The following is a 16,439-nucleotide window of genomic DNA, read 5'->3' on the forward strand; positions in this document are numbered from 1 at the left end:
CGTCTCAGGATGCCGACGGTGTTTTCTCTGCCCTCAAGAGGAGGATAAAGATGGATAAATTGAAGATGGCGATCATTGGTTCCGGCCAGATTGCCAGGGTGACACATATACCAAATTATCAAAGCATGGAAAATGTAGAGCTGGTGGGAATTTGTGATACCAACCCTGACGCTGCGAAGGCAGTGGCAGAGCAGTTTGGGATTGCGCGGTATTTCGGAAATCATCTGGAAATGCTGTCTGAGCTTCGGCCGGATGCGGTGACAATCTGCGTGCCCAATAAATTCCACTGTCAGATCACACTGGACGCGCTGGAGGCAGGCTGTCATGTATTATGTGAAAAGCCACCTGCCATAACTGTTCAGGAGGCACAGGCCATGGAAAAAAAGGCGGAAGAAAAGAAGCTGCTTCTGTCTTACGGGTTTCATTTCCGGCACAGTGAGCAGACTGCATTTTTGAAAGAGAAGATTCTGGCGGGGGATTTTGGTACCATTTATAATACGAACGTGCAGTGGCACAGAAGAAGAGGAATTCCCGGCTGGGGTAATTTTACCAATAAAGCTATGCAGGGAGGCGGCCCGCTGATTGATATCGGGGCACATATGCTGGACTGTGCGCTCTATCTTCTGGGATATCCGCAGATTTCTTACGTGTGTGCTTCTTCCAGTGACAGAATCGGAAAAAGAGGCGGCCAGGGCCTTATGGGAACATGGGACGGTGGACGCTTTACCGTGGAGGACGGACTCTTTGGGTTTATACATTTTGCTGATGGAACCAGTATGAGTCTGGAAACATCCTTTGCCATTAATATGAAAGAACGTGATCTGAGGAAAATACAGTTATACGGAGATAAGCTGGGCGCAAACGTATTTCCTCTTGAAATATACGGGGAAGAACAGGGACAGCTTACGGACAAAAGTTTTCCGTTCATGGAGATGAGGGACTGGCACAGAGACAGTGAGGAGAACTTTGTAAAAGCCTGTCTTGGCAGGGAGCCGCTGCTGGTCACAGCCGAGCAGGGGACATATGTTCAGCGTGTGATCGGGGCATTATACAAAGCAGCCGAAAGCGGCATGCCTTATATATGGCAGGAATAGCTGACGGACGGCTGACAGATGGGAGAGGAAGAGACAGAATGATTCACTATGCGATTGAAAAACAGGGCGGAGAGATCTGGCTCAGACAGAAGAAATACGAACCTCGTTTTGCTTTGAAGACAGAATCTGTGTTTGCACAGTGTAATGGATATATGGGTGTCCGGGCTTCCCTTGGCCTCCCCTCTCTGGATGGGAAGAAGGGGATGTTCATAGCCGGTCTCTACAACAGGGCCTATGAGGAGGAAGTTACGGAACTTGTCAACTGCCCTGATGTGACAGGCTATGAGCTGGTGCTGGACGGGGTGCCGGTGCTGCCGGACAGCCGCTGTCTTACAGAGTTTGAGCGGAAATTCAATATCCACACAGGAGAACTGGTGATCACATCTACCTATGAACTGGAATCAGGCGCAAGCTTCTGCCTGACAGACCGCCGATTTGCCTCCATGGAAAATGAGCATCTGTTTGTACAGAGTATCGGAATCACCATGCAGAAGGGATGCATAAAGCATGGCGGAATCTGTACCGGAATCGACGGACAGCAGACCAACAGCGGTGTGTCCCACTTTAAGAAGGTAAACTGCCGGGTGTACGACAGAAAGTATCTGCATGTGGAGGGATATCTGGAGGAGGATACACTGAGTATTCTGGAAGGGGTAAGTTATACCGGAGAAGAGGAGGAGGCTGTGTTTACCCTGAAACGAAGAGGGATCACCGGCAGATATTTCTTCAGTATTCCGGATGGAGGAACCTGGGAATTTACCAAATATGTCTATATCCAAAATGAAAAAGACTCTCTTGGCCTGGACAGGCAGAAGAAGCTGCTGGAAAAATGCAGTGAGGCAGGGTATGCAGATGTCTTTTTAAAGCATAAGAAAATAATGCAGGATATCTGGAGACAGGCCCGGATTGAGATTGACGGGGCCAGTCCGGAGGAAGAGGCAGCAGTCAGTTTTGCCCAGTATCATCTGCTGGGAATGATGCCCTGGCACAGTACAGACTGCAGTATTGCGGCAAAAGGACTCACAGGTGAGGGGTACAAGGGACATGTGTTCTGGGATGCGGAGATTTTTATATTACCGTTTTTCCAGTATGTATTTCCGCAGGCAGCCAGAAATCTGCTGGAATTCCGGTATAAAGGTCTGGACGGAGCCAGGGAAAAGGCAGAGGCATATGGTTACAAGGGCGCCATGTATCCCTGGGAGGCAGCCGTAACAGGGCGGGAAGAGACACCGCTCTACGCAGCGCTTAACATACATACAGGCAAGGCCAACAAAGTGTGGTCCGGGATCAAAGAGCATCATGTGACAGCGGATATTGCCTATGCGGTATGGCAGTATTACAGTGTTACCGGGGACAGAGCATTTATGGAGCGGTTCGGTTATGAGATCATTTTTGAGACGGCTTCTTTCTGGGTATCCCGGGGGCAGTGGGATGAAAAAAGACAGGCTTATGTGATCTGTGACATTATCGGGCCTGATGAATATACGGAACACGTGGATAATGACGCATATACCAATTATATGGCGCGCTACTGCTGCAGACTGGCCTCTGTTCTGGCTGAAAAGCTCTGTGCGGAGAGTCCGGATCTGTACCGTGAGCTGAACCGCCGTCTGGGGATGGATAGGAACAGAAAGAGCTGGGAAGAGTTTGCGGACAGGCTGTACGTTCCTGTTCCCAATGAGGAGCTTGTCATCCCCCAGGATGACACATTTCTCTCTAAAAAACGCATCCCGGATATTGAAAAATATAAAAAGTCTCAGATCAAACAGGCAGTCCTCCTGGACTACTCCAGGGACGAGGTGGTTGATATGCAGGTGCTGAAGCAGGCGGATGTGGTTATGCTCCTGAACCTGTTTCCATACATGTTCTCTAAAGAAGTGGTAAAAAAGAATGTTCTCTTTTACGAGGAGAGGACCATACACGACTCTTCTCTGAGTTACTGTGCCCACGCACAGGCCTGCGCTGCCATCGGTGAGACGGAACTGTCCTGGGAGTTCTTTAAAAAGTGTATGGTCATTGACCTGGATGACAATCCAAATGATACAACGGATGGTATCCACGCTGCTTCCCTTGGGGGAATCTGGAGTTGTGTGATCTTTGGATTTGCAGGCATCAGTTTTTCTGACGGAAGGCTGAATGTTTCTCCGCGGCTGCCAAAACACTGGAAGGAGATGCGTTTCTCTGTGAAGGTATATGGGCATGAAATAGATGTGAAAATAAACCGCCGGGAAGTTCTGCTGGAAAGCCGTGAGAAATTTGTGCAGCCTCTGTCTGTGCTGGTGAATGATGAAATATATACTCTGACAGATACCCTGTCAGTGAAGTGCAAAGACAAAGAGGAGGACATATGCGCATGAGAGCAGTGATTTTTGATCTGGACGGTGTTGTAGTGGACACCGCAAAGTATCATTATCTGGCATGGAGAAAACTGGCCGCAGAGCTGGGCTTTGTATTTGACGAGGCAAATAATGAGCGTCTGAAGGGGGTCAGCAGAATGACATCCCTGGAGATCGTGCTGGAGACCGGAAAGATACAGAATCTGTCCATGGAGGAGAAAATAGCGCTGGCGGACAGGAAGAACGGGTACTACCTGGATATGGTGTCCACTATAGATGAATCTGAGATACTGCCGGGCATACCTGCGTTTCTGGAAAGACTGAGAGCGGAGGGTTATAAGATCGCCCTGGGCTCCGCCAGCAAAAGCGGCGGCATGATTCTGAAAAAGCTGGGTCTTATGCCATTCTTCGACGCAGTGGTGGACGGAAACCTGGTGGAACGTGCAAAACCGGACCCCCAGGTGTTTACAAAAGCGGCTGAAATGCTGGGCGTACCTTGTAAAGACTGTGTGGTGATAGAGGATTCGGCGGCAGGGATCGCTGCAGCGGCAGCAGGCGGAATGAAAAGTGTGGGGATTGGAAGCAGTGAAATTCTGGGAAATGCGGACATCGTAGTGCCGGATACGGCAGAACTTCCCGGATTAGACCTGCCGAAATAGCCAAAATCACAGAAAATCTCCCATATCCCTTGACATTTTCTTCTCTATCTATTTATAATGAAATTTGATAAAGACAAAGACGATGATGGAGACAGTATTCTGCAGGAGAAAACCACAGCGAGCCGGGGAAGGTGCAAGCCCGGTATGAGTATCAGCAGAAGAATATCACTCCGGAGCCGCTGCCTGAAATATAAGTAAGGGATGCCGGATTTCCCCCGTTAAAAGGAACGCGTATGATAGTATGTGTAAGAGGTGGTTAAACGATAGCTGAGGCTTTCGTCCTGTTGCAGGGCGGAGGCCTTTTTTATATCCCCCAGGCACAGAGAAAGGAGAATAAGACATGTATCAGAAAGTCCCCACAAACATGAATTTTGTGGAAAGAGAAAAAAACATCGAGAAATTCTGGGAAGACAATGAAATTTTCAAAAAGAGCATGGAACACAGAAAAGAAGGTGAGACCTACACTTTCTATGACGGCCCGCCCACAGCCAATGGCAAGCCTCACATCGGCCATGTTCTGACACGTGTTATCAAAGATATGATCCCGAGATACCGCACCATGAAAGGCTGCATGGTACCGAGAAAGGCAGGATGGGATACCCACGGCCTTCCGGTAGAGCTGGAAGTGGAGAAAATGCTGGGTCTGGACGGCAAGGAACAGATTGAAGAGTACGGTCTGGAACCATTTATCAACCACTGCAAGGAATCTGTGTGGAAATACAAGGGAATGTGGGAGGATTTTTCGGGAACTGTAGGCTTCTGGGCAGATATGGATAATCCCTATGTCACCTACCATGATGATTTCATCGAGTCCGAATGGTGGGCTTTAAAACAAATCTGGGACAAAGGCCTTTTGTATAAAGGATATAAAATCGTTCCCTACTGCCCGCGCTGCGGAACCCCGCTTTCCAGCCATGAGGTAGCCCAGGGATACAAGGACGTAAAAGAACGCTCCGCTATCGCCCGTTTTAAAGTAAAAGGCGAGGACGCATATATTCTGGCATGGACCACAACACCCTGGACCCTTCCGTCCAATGTGGCACTGTGTGTGAACCCAAATGAAACCTATGTAAAAGTGACATCCGGGGAATACACCTACTATATGGCAGAAGCACTGCTTGATAAGGTTCTGGGAGAAGGAAATTATGAGATCCTGGAGCGCTATACAGGAAAAGAACTGGAGTACAAAGAGTATGAGCCGCTCTTCCCATTCGTAGAACTGAAAAAGAAAGCATACTATGTTACATGCGATACTTATGTAACGCTGACAGACGGTACCGGTGTGGTTCATATTGCACCTGCCTTCGGTGAAGATGACAGCAAGGTGGGAAGAGCCTATGACCTGCCGTTCTTACAGTTAGTAGATGAAAAAGGTGAGATGACCGCAGAGACTCCGTGGGCAGGTACTTTCTGCAAAAAAGCAGACAAAGAAGTGCTGGTTGACCTGGAAAAACGCGGCCTGCTGTTTGATGCGCCTGTATTTGAGCACAGTTATCCCCACTGCTGGAGATGTGACACTCCGCTGATCTATTATGCAAGAGAGTCCTGGTTCATCAAGATGACAGCCGTGAAGGAAGACCTGATCCGCAACAACAATACGATCAACTGGATTCCGGAAAGTATCGGCAAGGGACGCTTCGGAGACTGGCTGGAAAATGTACAGGACTGGGGCATCAGCCGCAACCGCTACTGGGGAACCCCGCTGAATGTGTGGGAATGTGAATGCGGACATATGCACTCCATCGGAAGCAAAGAAGAGTTAAAGGCAATGTCCGACAACTGTCCGGATGACATTGAGCTGCACAGGCCATACATTGACAATGTCACCATCCGCTGCCCGAAATGCGGCAAAGAGATGCACCGTGTGCCTGAGGTGATCGACTGCTGGTTTGACTCCGGTTCCATGCCTTTTGCACAGCATCACTATCCATTTGAAAATAAAGACCTGTTTGAGCAGCAGTTCCCGGCAGATTTCATCTCCGAGGCTGTGGACCAGACAAGAGGATGGTTCTACTCTCTGCTGGCTATCTCAACCCTGATCTTCAACAAGGCTCCGTTTAAGAATGTAATCGTGCTGGGCCATGTGCAGGATGAAAACGGACAGAAGATGAGCAAATCAAAGGGCAATGCCGTTGATCCGTTTGAGGCTCTGGATACCTACGGGGCTGATGCCATCCGCTGGTATTTCTATGTAAACAGTGCGCCCTGGCTGCCGAACCGTTTCCACGGCAAGGCTGTACAGGAGGGACAGCGCAAATTCATGGGTACCCTGTGGAATACCTACGCGTTCTTCGTGCTGTATGCAAATATCGACAACTTTGACGCTACAAAATACAAACTGGAATACGACAAGCTTCCTGTTATGGATAAATGGCTGCTGTCCAGGCTCAATACCCTGGTGAAAACCGTGGATGACAACCTGGCAAACTACCGCATCCCTGAGACAGCCCGCGCGCTGCAGGATTTTGTGGATGAGATGAGCAACTGGTATGTGAGAAGAAGCCGTGAGCGTTTCTGGGCAAAAGGTATGGAACAGGATAAGATCAATGCTTATATGACTCTGTACACAGCCCTTGTGACTGTTGCAAAAGCAGCAGCACCTATGATTCCGTTCATGACAGAGGATATTTACCAGAACCTTGTGAGAAGCATTGACAAGGACGCACCGGAAAGTATCCATCTGTGTGATTTCCCGGAATGCAATGAGGCGTGGATCGACGCTGAACTGGAAGAGAACATGGAAGACCTTCTGGAAATCGTGGTAATGGGCCGTGCATGCAGAAATGCGGCAAATATCAAGAACCGCCAGCCAATCGGCAAAATGTTTGTCAAGGCCCCATTCCAGCTTTCCGACTTCTATAAAGAGATCATTGAGGATGAACTGAATGTGAAGAAAATGAGCTTTACAGACGATGTGAGAGATTTTACATCCTACAGCTTCAAGCCTCAGTTAAAGACCGTGGGACCAAAATACGGCAAGCATCTGAACAGCATAAGAGCAGCCCTTTCCTCCATCGACGGCAATGCAGCCATGGATGAGCTGAAGGCCGGCGGCGAGCTGAAACTTGACATTGACGGTCAGGAAATAGTATTATTAGAAAGTGACTTACTCATTGACACTGCGCAGATGGAAGGATATGTTTCCGAATCAGACAATGACATCACGGTTGTACTCGATACAAACCTGACTCCGGAATTAATTGAAGAGGGCTTTGTGAGAGAGATCATCAGCAAAGTCCAGACCATGCGTAAAGAGGCTGGTTTCGAGGTAATGGATAAAATCAGAATTTCCCTTACAGGAAACCAGGTGATTGAGGGCATCTTCCGCGCTCACGAGGCGGACATCAAGGCAGAGGTACTGGCAGAAGACGTCAACTACAATGAAGTAAGCGGCTATACAAAGGATTGGAAGATCAATTCTGAAAGCGTGACATTAGGTGTGGAGAAGATTTCATAAGGAATCTTCCCGGCCGGTCAGTTCCGGAGGAGGAGAAAATGTTAGATAATAATTTCAAAAAAGAAGAGTTTAAGAAAAGCGTCAGGGAAAATGTAAAGATGCTTTACAGAAAGACCATTGAGGAGGCAAGCCAGGAGCAGATTTTCCAGGCAGTTTCCCTTGCGGTCAAGGACGTTATTATTGACAACTGGTTATTGACACAGAAGCAGTATGAAAAAGATGACCCGAAGATTGTATACTACCTGTCCATGGAGTTCCTTATGGGCCGTGCGCTGGGCAACAACCTGATCAACCTGTGCGCATACAATGAAGTGAAAGAGGCACTGGAGGAACTGGGATTTGACTTAAATGTGATCGAAGACCAGGAGCCGGACCCGGCCCTTGGAAACGGTGGTCTGGGAAGACTGGCAGCATGTTTCCTGGATTCCCTGGCAACTCTGGGTTACTGTGCTTACGGCTGCGGTATCCGTTACCACTATGGTCTGTTCAAACAGAAGATCGAGAACGGATTCCAGGTGGAAGTACCGGATAACTGGCTGAAAGACGGATATCCATTCGAGCTTCGCCGTCCGGAATACGCCAAAGAAGTAAAATTCGGCGGATATGTAAAGGTAGTATATGACCCTGCCACAGGCAGAAACAATTTCGTACAGGAAGGTTACCAGTCCGTACTGGCTATTCCATACGATATGCCTATCGTGGGTTACAACAATAAGATCGTCAACACCCTGAGAATCTGGGATGCACAGGCCATCAGTGAATTCCAGCTTGATCTGTTTGACAAGGGTGACTACAGAAAAGCAGTTGAGCAGGAGAACCTTGCAAAGAATATCTGTGATGTCCTTTATCCCAATGACAATCACTATGCAGGTAAAGAGCTGCGTCTGAAACAGCAGTATTTCTTCATCTCCGCAAGTATCCAGGCTGCCATTGAGAAATTCAAAAAATCTCACAGCGACCTGCATGATCTGCCGAAGAAAGTTACCTTCCAGTTAAATGATACCCATCCGACCATGACTGTGGCGGAGCTTATGCGTATCCTTCTGGACGAGGAAGGCATGACCTGGGAGGAGGCATGGGAAATCACAACCCATACCTGCGCTTACACCAATCATACCATTATGGCAGAGGCACTGGAAAAATGGCCCATCGAGCTGTTCTCCAAACTGCTTCCCCGTATTTACCAGATCATTGAGGAGATCAACCGCAGATTCATCCAGGAGATCAACAATAAATATCCGGGCAATCAGGAGAAAGTCCGCAAAATGGCTATCATCTATGACGGCCAGGTCAAGATGGCACATCTGGCTATCGCAGGCGGTTACTCCGTAAACGGTGTTGCAAGGCTGCACACGGAAATCCTGAAGAAACAGGAGTTAAAGGATTTCTATGAGATGTATCCTGACAAATTCAACAACAAGACAAACGGTATCACACAGAGACGTTTCCTGCTCCACGGCAACCCGCTGCTGGCAGACTGGGTAACAGACCATATCGGAGACGGATGGGTGACTGACCTTTCACAGCTCTCCAAGCTGAAAGTATATGCAGATGACAAGAGAGCACAGCAGGAGTTCATGAATATCAAATATCAGAACAAGGTGCGTCTTGCAAAATATATTCTGGAGCACAACGGCATTGAGGTGGATCCGCGTTCTATCTTCGATGTACAGGTAAAGCGTCTGCATGAGTACAAACGCCAGCTTATGAATATTCTGCATGTGATGTATCTGTATAACCAGATCAAAGAGCATCCGGAAATGGATTTCTATCCGAGAACCTTCATTTTCGGCGCAAAAGCCGCAGCGGGATACGTGCGTGCAAAACTTACGATCAAGCTGATCAACGCAGTTGCAGATGTGGTGAACAATGATAAATCTATCAACGGAAAACTGAAAGTAGTATTTATTGAGAACTATCGTGTATCCAATGCGGAGATGATCTTCGCTGCAGCCGATGTGTCTGAGCAGATATCTACTGCAAGTAAAGAGGCGTCAGGAACCGGTAACATGAAGTTCATGCTGAATGGTGCGGTTACTATCGGTACTATGGATGGTGCCAATGTGGAGATCGTGGAAGAAGTGGGCGAGGAGAATGCGTTTATCTTCGGTCTGTCCTCCGACGAGGTTATCAACTATGAGAACCATGGCGGATATGATCCCATGCAGTATTTCAACAATGATCCGGATATCCGTAATGTGCTGATGCAGCTGATCAACGGAACGTATTCCAATGGTGACTTTGAGCTGTTCCGGGATATCTATGATTCACTGCTGAATACAAAGAGCAGTGACAGGGCAGATACTTACTTTATTCTGGCTGACTTTAAGGCTTATGCGGAAGCACAGAAGCGTGTGGAAGAGGCTTATAAGGATGAAGCGGGATGGGCTAAGAAGGCGCTGCTGAATACGGCATGCTCCGGTAAGTTCACGTCTGACAGGACGATACAGCAGTATGTGGATGAGATCTGGCATTTGGATAAGGTTACGGTTGATAAATAGAGATAGTGTTATCCTGGTGAGTGCAGGGTGATGAGGTGAGGGAGCTGTCCTGATGAATTGAGAGGTTCATGAGGGGCGGCTCCTTTTTGTGTGGGGTAAAACCGGACGCCGGGTCTGGCCATAAGCTTCCCTGTACGGACGGGAGCAGAGAACTTCCGAGCTAACACGCAACCCGCACTAAGTTCATCGCCTTAGGGCTCTTCACTAAGTGCTTGCTAGCGTGTGGATCTCGTAAGATTCTCTAAGCGCTCCTAAACGCCCGTACAGGGAAGCTTATGGCCATACCCGGCTGTGCGTTTATGCGGGAGGTGTAAGCAGTTCGATGCGGGACACGACATAGAACTCTGTTTGTGTCAGACGTTTACTTGCCGTTATCGGTTTAAAATATGGATAAAATACTGATAAAATAGAAAATGTTAAAATAATTTCTGAATTTGATGATAAAATATATCTGACATGTAATAATTGGTGTATTTGTCAAAACTACGTGCCAATCATTTCTTTTGACATCCTTTTTGGTCTATGGTACACTGAAAATAATTATGGAGAAATATACCCTACCGTAATAATGTCTGAAGACTACTCGAAATTGAAGAATATACTAACAGAGGTGAAAACAGTGGACAAGAACGAATACCGTGCCAAGCTGGACGTGATCAACGATCTGGTTGACAGGCAGGACTATAAGGGGGCTCTGGAGATTGTCGATACGATTGACTGGCGCAGGGTGCGAAGTGCAAGAACACTCTGTATGGTCGGCGAGATTTATGAGGCGAATAAACGGTATGAAGACAGCCGCAGGCTGCTCATACTGGCACATCAGAGGGCACCTATAGGAAAAACAGTAATATACCGGCTGGTTGAGCTGGCAATCAAAATGGGGAATTTTGATGAGGCAGTGGAATATTACAACCAGTTTGTAGAAATCTCCCCGAATGATAACTCACGTTACATATTAAAGTACAAGATCTACAGAGGAAGACGTTCACCCATCCAGGAACAGATCGCAATTCTGGAAGAATACAAGGGACGTGAGTATACGGAGCGCTGGTCTTATGAGCTGGCAAGGCTGTATGCCAAGGCTGGTATGAAGGACAAATGTGTGGAAGAATGCGATGACCTGATTCTCTGGTTCAGTGAAGGCAAATACGTGATAAAAGCCATGGAGCTGAAAATGAAATATGCTCCGCTTTCTCCAAGCCAGGAGGAAAAGTATAGAAACCGTTATGTGGAACCGTCACCGGAGAGCGCCGCGGCAGCCGCAGCAGCTACAATAACCGCAGCCACACAGGCGGCTTCAAAGCTTGTCAGCCAGTCCGTGGGTACAGGAATTGCAGAACAGAATACAGATGAAATGCCCCATATCGAGTCAGTCCGCTCCAGGGCAACCGGAAAGGCACCGGAGGAAGTAACCGTATTTTCACCGATTCTGGAAACAACAGGGGTTTTACAGGATAAAATTGCAAAGGGTATCCGGGATGTATTCTCCGGCGGCCCGAAAGTAGAAGAGCCGGAGGCTGAGACAGATGCGCCGGCAGAATCTGCCGCAGATGATATACAGAGCTACGGCATGGAAGATGACACCAGGGATTACGTGGTAAAAGAACTGGAACCGGACAAACCTGCATCATCCAGCATCACACCTGCAGCCATGAAACAACCGGTATCAAGACCTGTCGAGGCACCGAAAGAGCCTGTCCGGGAGGTTGATTTGGACGCTATTCTGGCTGAGACAGCAGGAGAACTGGCACAGGCAGTCGCAAAGGTATCCGAAGGGGTAACACCGGCAGTTGAAGCCGTGGCCGAAACAGCGGCAAATGTGGCAGAAGACACGGTGATGCCGTCTGAGATATCGGCAGAATCCAATGCGGCAGATGCAGAAAACGATAGAAGTGAACCACAGCCAATATACGAAGCAGATCAGGAGCAGCAGCCGGTTTCAGAAGCAGTGGAGGAGCCGGTAAGAGAATATACGATCGGCTCACAGCCAACGGTTCCGGATGGGGAAGCTGCCCAGTCTGAACAGACAGTTTATGAGCCGGCTCAGCCACAGCAGACGGAAGCAGGATCATTCCAGGCTGAACAGGCAGCATATGAACCGGCTCAGCCACAGCAGGCGGAAGCGGGATCATTCCAGTCTGAACAGACAGCATATGAATCAGCTCAGCCCCAGCAGGCGGAAGCGGAATCATTTCAGGCTGAGCAGACAGCATATGAACCGGCTCAGCCACAGCAGGCGGAAGCGGAATCATTCCAGGCTGAGCAGACAGCACCGGAATCCCCCCAGTTTGACCAGGCAGTACCGGAGTCAGTTCAGCCACAGCAGGCGGCCCCGGAACCCGTCCAGCCAGAGCTGGAGCAGCCGTCCATGGAATCCATCATGGCAGAGGCAGCCATCACCTCAGAACCGGACGATTTAGAAGGCAGAACCATCGAAATACCGGTAGATGAAGTGAAAGCAGGACTTGGCGGTATGACAATAGATCTGCAGAAAGCCCTGGAGTCAGCAGTTATGGAGCCGGAGACAACGGCACAGTCCAAGAGCGCCGCGCAGCCGGGAGATTATGCACAGCCAGGAAAAGCTGACCGGTCTGAAAGTTTTGAACAGCCTGAATATCCGGAGGATGAATTGGTCCAGACAGTTGCTGAAGACAAGCGTATGCCTAAAGAGGCATCCATGTCTCCTGCAGGGACTGCCACAGAATCCATACTGAGACATCACCTTACCCCGGAAGAACAGAAACGTCTCTTCACTTACTTTGCCCCCATACCGGGCCTGACCCAGCAGATTACAGAAGCACTTGACATTGCACAGGAGTCTGCCTGTGAAAGGACATCAAAATCCGGAAATATAGTGATTACAGGACGCGAAGGTGCAGGCAAGACCCGCCTGTCAGAGGGCCTGATAAAAGCCATCTGTAAGGAGCGCCATATGGAAGGCGCCAAGATCGCATATTTGGATGCGGAGAAGATGAATGAGAAGGACCCGGCCTATGTAGTTGACAAGCTGGCCGGCGGCTTTCTGGTAGTGGAAAACGCTTCATCATTAAAAGCGGATGTGATAGAGAAACTTTCCAAGGCCATGGAATTCAGGACAAACCGTCTGACTGTTATTTTGGAAGACTTGAAGCCGGGCATTCAGAGCCTGGAGAAGACGTATCCGGAGTTTATGGAGAAATTCGATTCCCGCGTAGTCATTCCGGTATTTACCAATGACGAGCTGGTATCCTTTGCAAAGACATATTCCAAAGAGATGGGATACAAAATTGATGACATGGCTGTTCTGGCCCTGTACACCTTGATTGGTGACAACCAGGACGAAGACGATCCCGTATCAGTGGGACAGGTAAAAGAGATGATGGACAACGCGATCAAACGTGCCTCCAGAGGCGGAAGACGCCCGGGCAAAAAAGTGGCAAAACGCCACCTGGATGAGAGCGGACGCATTATGCTTTACGAAAAAGACTTTGATGTATAAAATAATCCCCGGCAGCGCATTGGAGTGTGTAAACTCCGGCCTGCCGGGGAACATTAAATTATGACGGGAGATGAAAAGATGACAGCCCCATACCTGGGAAATCCGAAAAGGACCATAGAGGTCCTGCAGAAATATGATTTTGTTTTTCAGAAAAAATACGGGCAGAACTTTTTAATCGATACCCATGTACTCGACAAAATAATAGATGCCGCACATATTACAAAGGATGACTTTGTGCTGGAGATAGGCCCCGGTATCGGAACCATGACCCAGTATCTGGCACAGGCCGCCGGAAAGGTATATGCGGTAGAGATCGACAAGACGCTGATTCCTATTTTGGAAGATACGCTTCAGGAATTTCCGAATGTGACCATATTAAACGAAGACATTCTGAAAGTCGATATCAAAAAACTGGCAGAGGAGCACAACGCAGGAAAACCAATCAAAGTTGTGGCGAATCTGCCATATTATATTACGACGCCGATTATCATGGGATTATTTGAAAGTGATGTGCCTATTGCATCCATCACGGTTATGGTGCAGAAAGAGGTAGCAGACCGCATGCAGGTGGGACCGGGAACCAAAGACTACGGCGCCCTGTCTCTGGCAGTCCAGTATTACGCTGATCCGTACATTGTGGCAAATGTGCCTCCAAACTGCTTTATGCCGAGACCGAAAGTGGGAAGTGCGGTCATACGCCTGACACGCCACAGAGAACCGCCTGTGGACGTAAGGGATGAAAAGCTCATGTTCCGATTGATCAGAGCCTCCTTTAACCAGAGGCGGAAGACACTGGCTAACGGACTGAACAATTCTCCGGAGCTGTCATTTTCCAAAGAGGAAATACAGCGCACCATAGAATCCTGCGGTTTTCAGGCCGGTATCCGGGGAGAGACACTGACGCTGGCGGACTTTGCGAGACTGGCAAATGCCCTTGCAGACGGAAATACCGCAAAAGAATAACAACGGCGGTATCAGCAGATCTTATTGCCGTTTGCCATCAGCTTGAATTTCATGCCCAGCATTTCCGAGGCCCGTTTACACATGAGCATACGCTGCATGAAAATCTCAAAGTAATCCATGATGGAACAAATCTCTTCATCCAGTTCAATATTGAGCTGGATGATTTTTTTATCCATATGAATGGAGAGTGCGGAGGAGATGGCAGCATAATTGACTCTGTCGTGCTTATCGAAATTTTCCCGTATGGGGTTGCGCACTCGGTTGCGGCGCACATCCGTCTTGTCAGCCAGAATGACAGCCGCGGAGACCGGATCTACAGCGCTGCCGGTTCCCTCATCGTGCTGACCGATGGCGCTTATGATCACTGCAGTGTCCCTTGGCGGAAGTTTATATTTTTGAAGAATGTGCATAGCCATAAGCGCACCGCTGTGGGCGTGGTCGCTGCGGTTGATACAGTTTCCCACATCGTGAAGGAGTCCGGCCACTTTTGCAAGCTCCACTTCACGCTTTCCATATCCAAGTTTTTTCAGTATTTTTCCTGCTGTCTCAGCAACCTTGACGGCATGCCGGCAGGAGTGCTCCGTGAAGCCCAGGACACCCAGGCTGTGATTGCCCTGTTCCATGTATGCTTTCACTTCTTCGGATTTCTTCAGTTCCTTATAAATATTTTCATTCATATTTCTTTTCTTTTACCCTTCTGACGGCATCTGTAGCCGGGTCAGAATGTTCGCATTCATCTGCTGTGAGGGTGATCTGACAGCAGAGCGGATTTCCTTTCATATATTCTTATGCAGAGCTGAGGCCATTAGTCCTCTCATCCGGAAAAGGATGGTCAATCTGGTTCGGGTCTCCCGGCAGGATGACCTTCGCTCCTCAGCAGCATTAAATTCTTCAGCCGCCTGACGGATTCTCTTGCGCGAGCGCCTTTTTCCCCTACTGCTTTCTGATCCACCCAGCTCCTTCAGTGTTTTTTTATCATACATCCATATAGGAAACAGTTCTATCATCCCATTGTTAAATCCACAGACAGTTTTTGTAAAACGGGACGTTCCGGCCTGCTTTACAGGCATTTAACGAAGAGCTTACGAAAACAGGATGGATGAAAAGACGAAAATGCAGTTTAATAGGCATTGTCAGCAGCAGCGCTGTACATGAAAGGAAAGGAGAATACATTTCATGTTAGAACTTCAGAATGTAAAGAAATCCTATGACGGGGTCACCATTTTGCAGAATATCAATCTTTGTATCGAGGAGGGAGAAATCGTCTCTATACTGGGCCCGTCCGGATGCGGCAAGACAACACTTTTGAACCTGATACTGGGCATTACGGATTTAGATGAAGGAAAGATCATATTTAACGACAAAGATATCACAGACGTACCTATGGAGGAACGCGGATTTAATATTGTATTCCAGGATTATGCCCTGTTTCCCAATTTAAATGTATATGAAAACATTACATACGGCCTCAGAAACAAACCGGACATATCCAGCGAGAAGGAAGTACAGGAATTCATTCATCTTCTGGGGCTTGAGGAGCATCTGGAGAAGAAGATAGAACAGCTCTCCGGAGGCCAGAAGCAGCGTGTGGCGCTGGCCAGAACCATGGTGATGAAGCCTAAGATCCTTCTTCTGGACGAGCCTCTGAGTGCCCTGGACGGCGTTATCAAGGAATCCATCAAGGAGAAGATCAAAGAGATCTCCAGAGAATTCCATCTGACAACCATTATCGTCACCCACGATCCGGAGGAGGCGCTGACCCTGTCCGATAAAGTGCTGATCGTAAACAAAGGAACCATTTCCCAGTACGGATGTCCGGAGGAAATCATAACTGCTCCGCAGAACCTCTTTGTAAAAGAGTTCATCCTGAACCAGTTGGAAATCAAGAAAAACAATATTTTCATGCTGTTCCGCCAGGATAAGCAGGTGAGTCTGCAGGTGGTGTGACTGT

At 48.5% G+C, this 16,439-nt stretch carries 9 protein-coding genes and 1 pseudogene; 8 read left to right on the forward strand and 2 right to left on the reverse strand.

Annotated features, from left to right (window positions below; genetic code table 11):
- Nucleotides 1–50 precede the first annotated feature (50 nt).
- The 7 genes from LC508_RS20480 (at nt 51) to rsmA (ending at nt 14,488) form a co-directional block, all read left to right on the forward strand.
- Complete coding sequence (locus tag LC508_RS20480; RefSeq protein WP_018595316.1) at nt 51–1,094, forward strand: Gfo/Idh/MocA family protein; 1,044 nt, start codon at nt 51–53, stop codon at nt 1,092–1,094.
- On the forward strand, nt 1,082–3,451 hold the full coding sequence (locus tag LC508_RS20485; protein WP_103731354.1) for a glycoside hydrolase family 65 protein: 2,370 nt from the start codon (nt 1,082–1,084) through the stop codon (nt 3,449–3,451). Before LC508_RS20480 ends, LC508_RS20485 begins: the two co-directional genes overlap by 13 nt.
- Complete coding sequence (gene pgmB / locus LC508_RS20490; RefSeq protein ID WP_018595318.1) at nt 3,448–4,089, forward strand: beta-phosphoglucomutase; 642 nt, start codon at nt 3,448–3,450, stop codon at nt 4,087–4,089. Before LC508_RS20485 ends, pgmB begins: the two co-directional genes overlap by 4 nt.
- 340 nt (nt 4,090–4,429) lie before the next feature.
- Nucleotides 4,430–7,546, forward strand: coding sequence for an isoleucine--tRNA ligase (gene ileS, locus LC508_RS20495; protein ID WP_033140648.1), 3,117 nt, complete (start codon nt 4,430–4,432; stop codon nt 7,544–7,546).
- 38 nt (nt 7,547–7,584) lie between these two features.
- On the forward strand, nt 7,585–10,047 hold the full coding sequence (locus LC508_RS20500; RefSeq protein WP_103731353.1) for a glycogen/starch/alpha-glucan phosphorylase: 2,463 nt from the start codon (nt 7,585–7,587) through the stop codon (nt 10,045–10,047).
- A gap of 619 nt (nt 10,048–10,666) precedes the next feature.
- Nucleotides 10,667–13,525 (forward strand): hypothetical protein, encoded by a 2,859-nt coding sequence (locus tag LC508_RS20505; RefSeq protein ID WP_225305240.1) that lies wholly within the window; start codon nt 10,667–10,669, stop codon nt 13,523–13,525.
- 78 nt (nt 13,526–13,603) lie between these two features.
- A complete protein-coding gene (rsmA, locus tag LC508_RS20510) occupies nt 13,604–14,488 on the forward strand; it encodes a 16S rRNA (adenine(1518)-N(6)/adenine(1519)-N(6))-dimethyltransferase RsmA (protein ID WP_103732240.1) in 885 nt (294 codons plus the stop codon).
- A gap of 11 nt (nt 14,489–14,499) precedes the next feature.
- Here the strand turns inward: rsmA and LC508_RS20515 are convergent, their stop codons facing one another.
- Nucleotides 14,500–15,165, reverse strand: coding sequence for an HD domain-containing protein (locus tag LC508_RS20515; RefSeq protein ID WP_033140644.1), 666 nt, complete (start codon nt 15,163–15,165; stop codon nt 14,500–14,502).
- Nucleotides 15,158–15,361, reverse strand: a pseudogene (locus LC508_RS28640) (PhoH family protein); the annotation flags it as partial. The gene LC508_RS20515 and the pseudogene LC508_RS28640, both read right to left, overlap by 8 nt.
- Before the next feature lie 303 nt (nt 15,362–15,664).
- Here LC508_RS28640 and LC508_RS20525 point away from each other — a divergent pair.
- On the forward strand, nt 15,665–16,435 hold the full coding sequence (locus tag LC508_RS20525; RefSeq protein WP_103732238.1) for an ABC transporter ATP-binding protein: 771 nt from the start codon (nt 15,665–15,667) through the stop codon (nt 16,433–16,435).
- Nucleotides 16,436–16,439: the final 4 nt, after the last annotated feature.

This window comes from Blautia parvula, assembly GCF_020215665.1.
GTDB classification, from domain to species: Bacteria; Bacillota; Clostridia; order Lachnospirales; family Lachnospiraceae; genus Blautia; species Blautia celeris.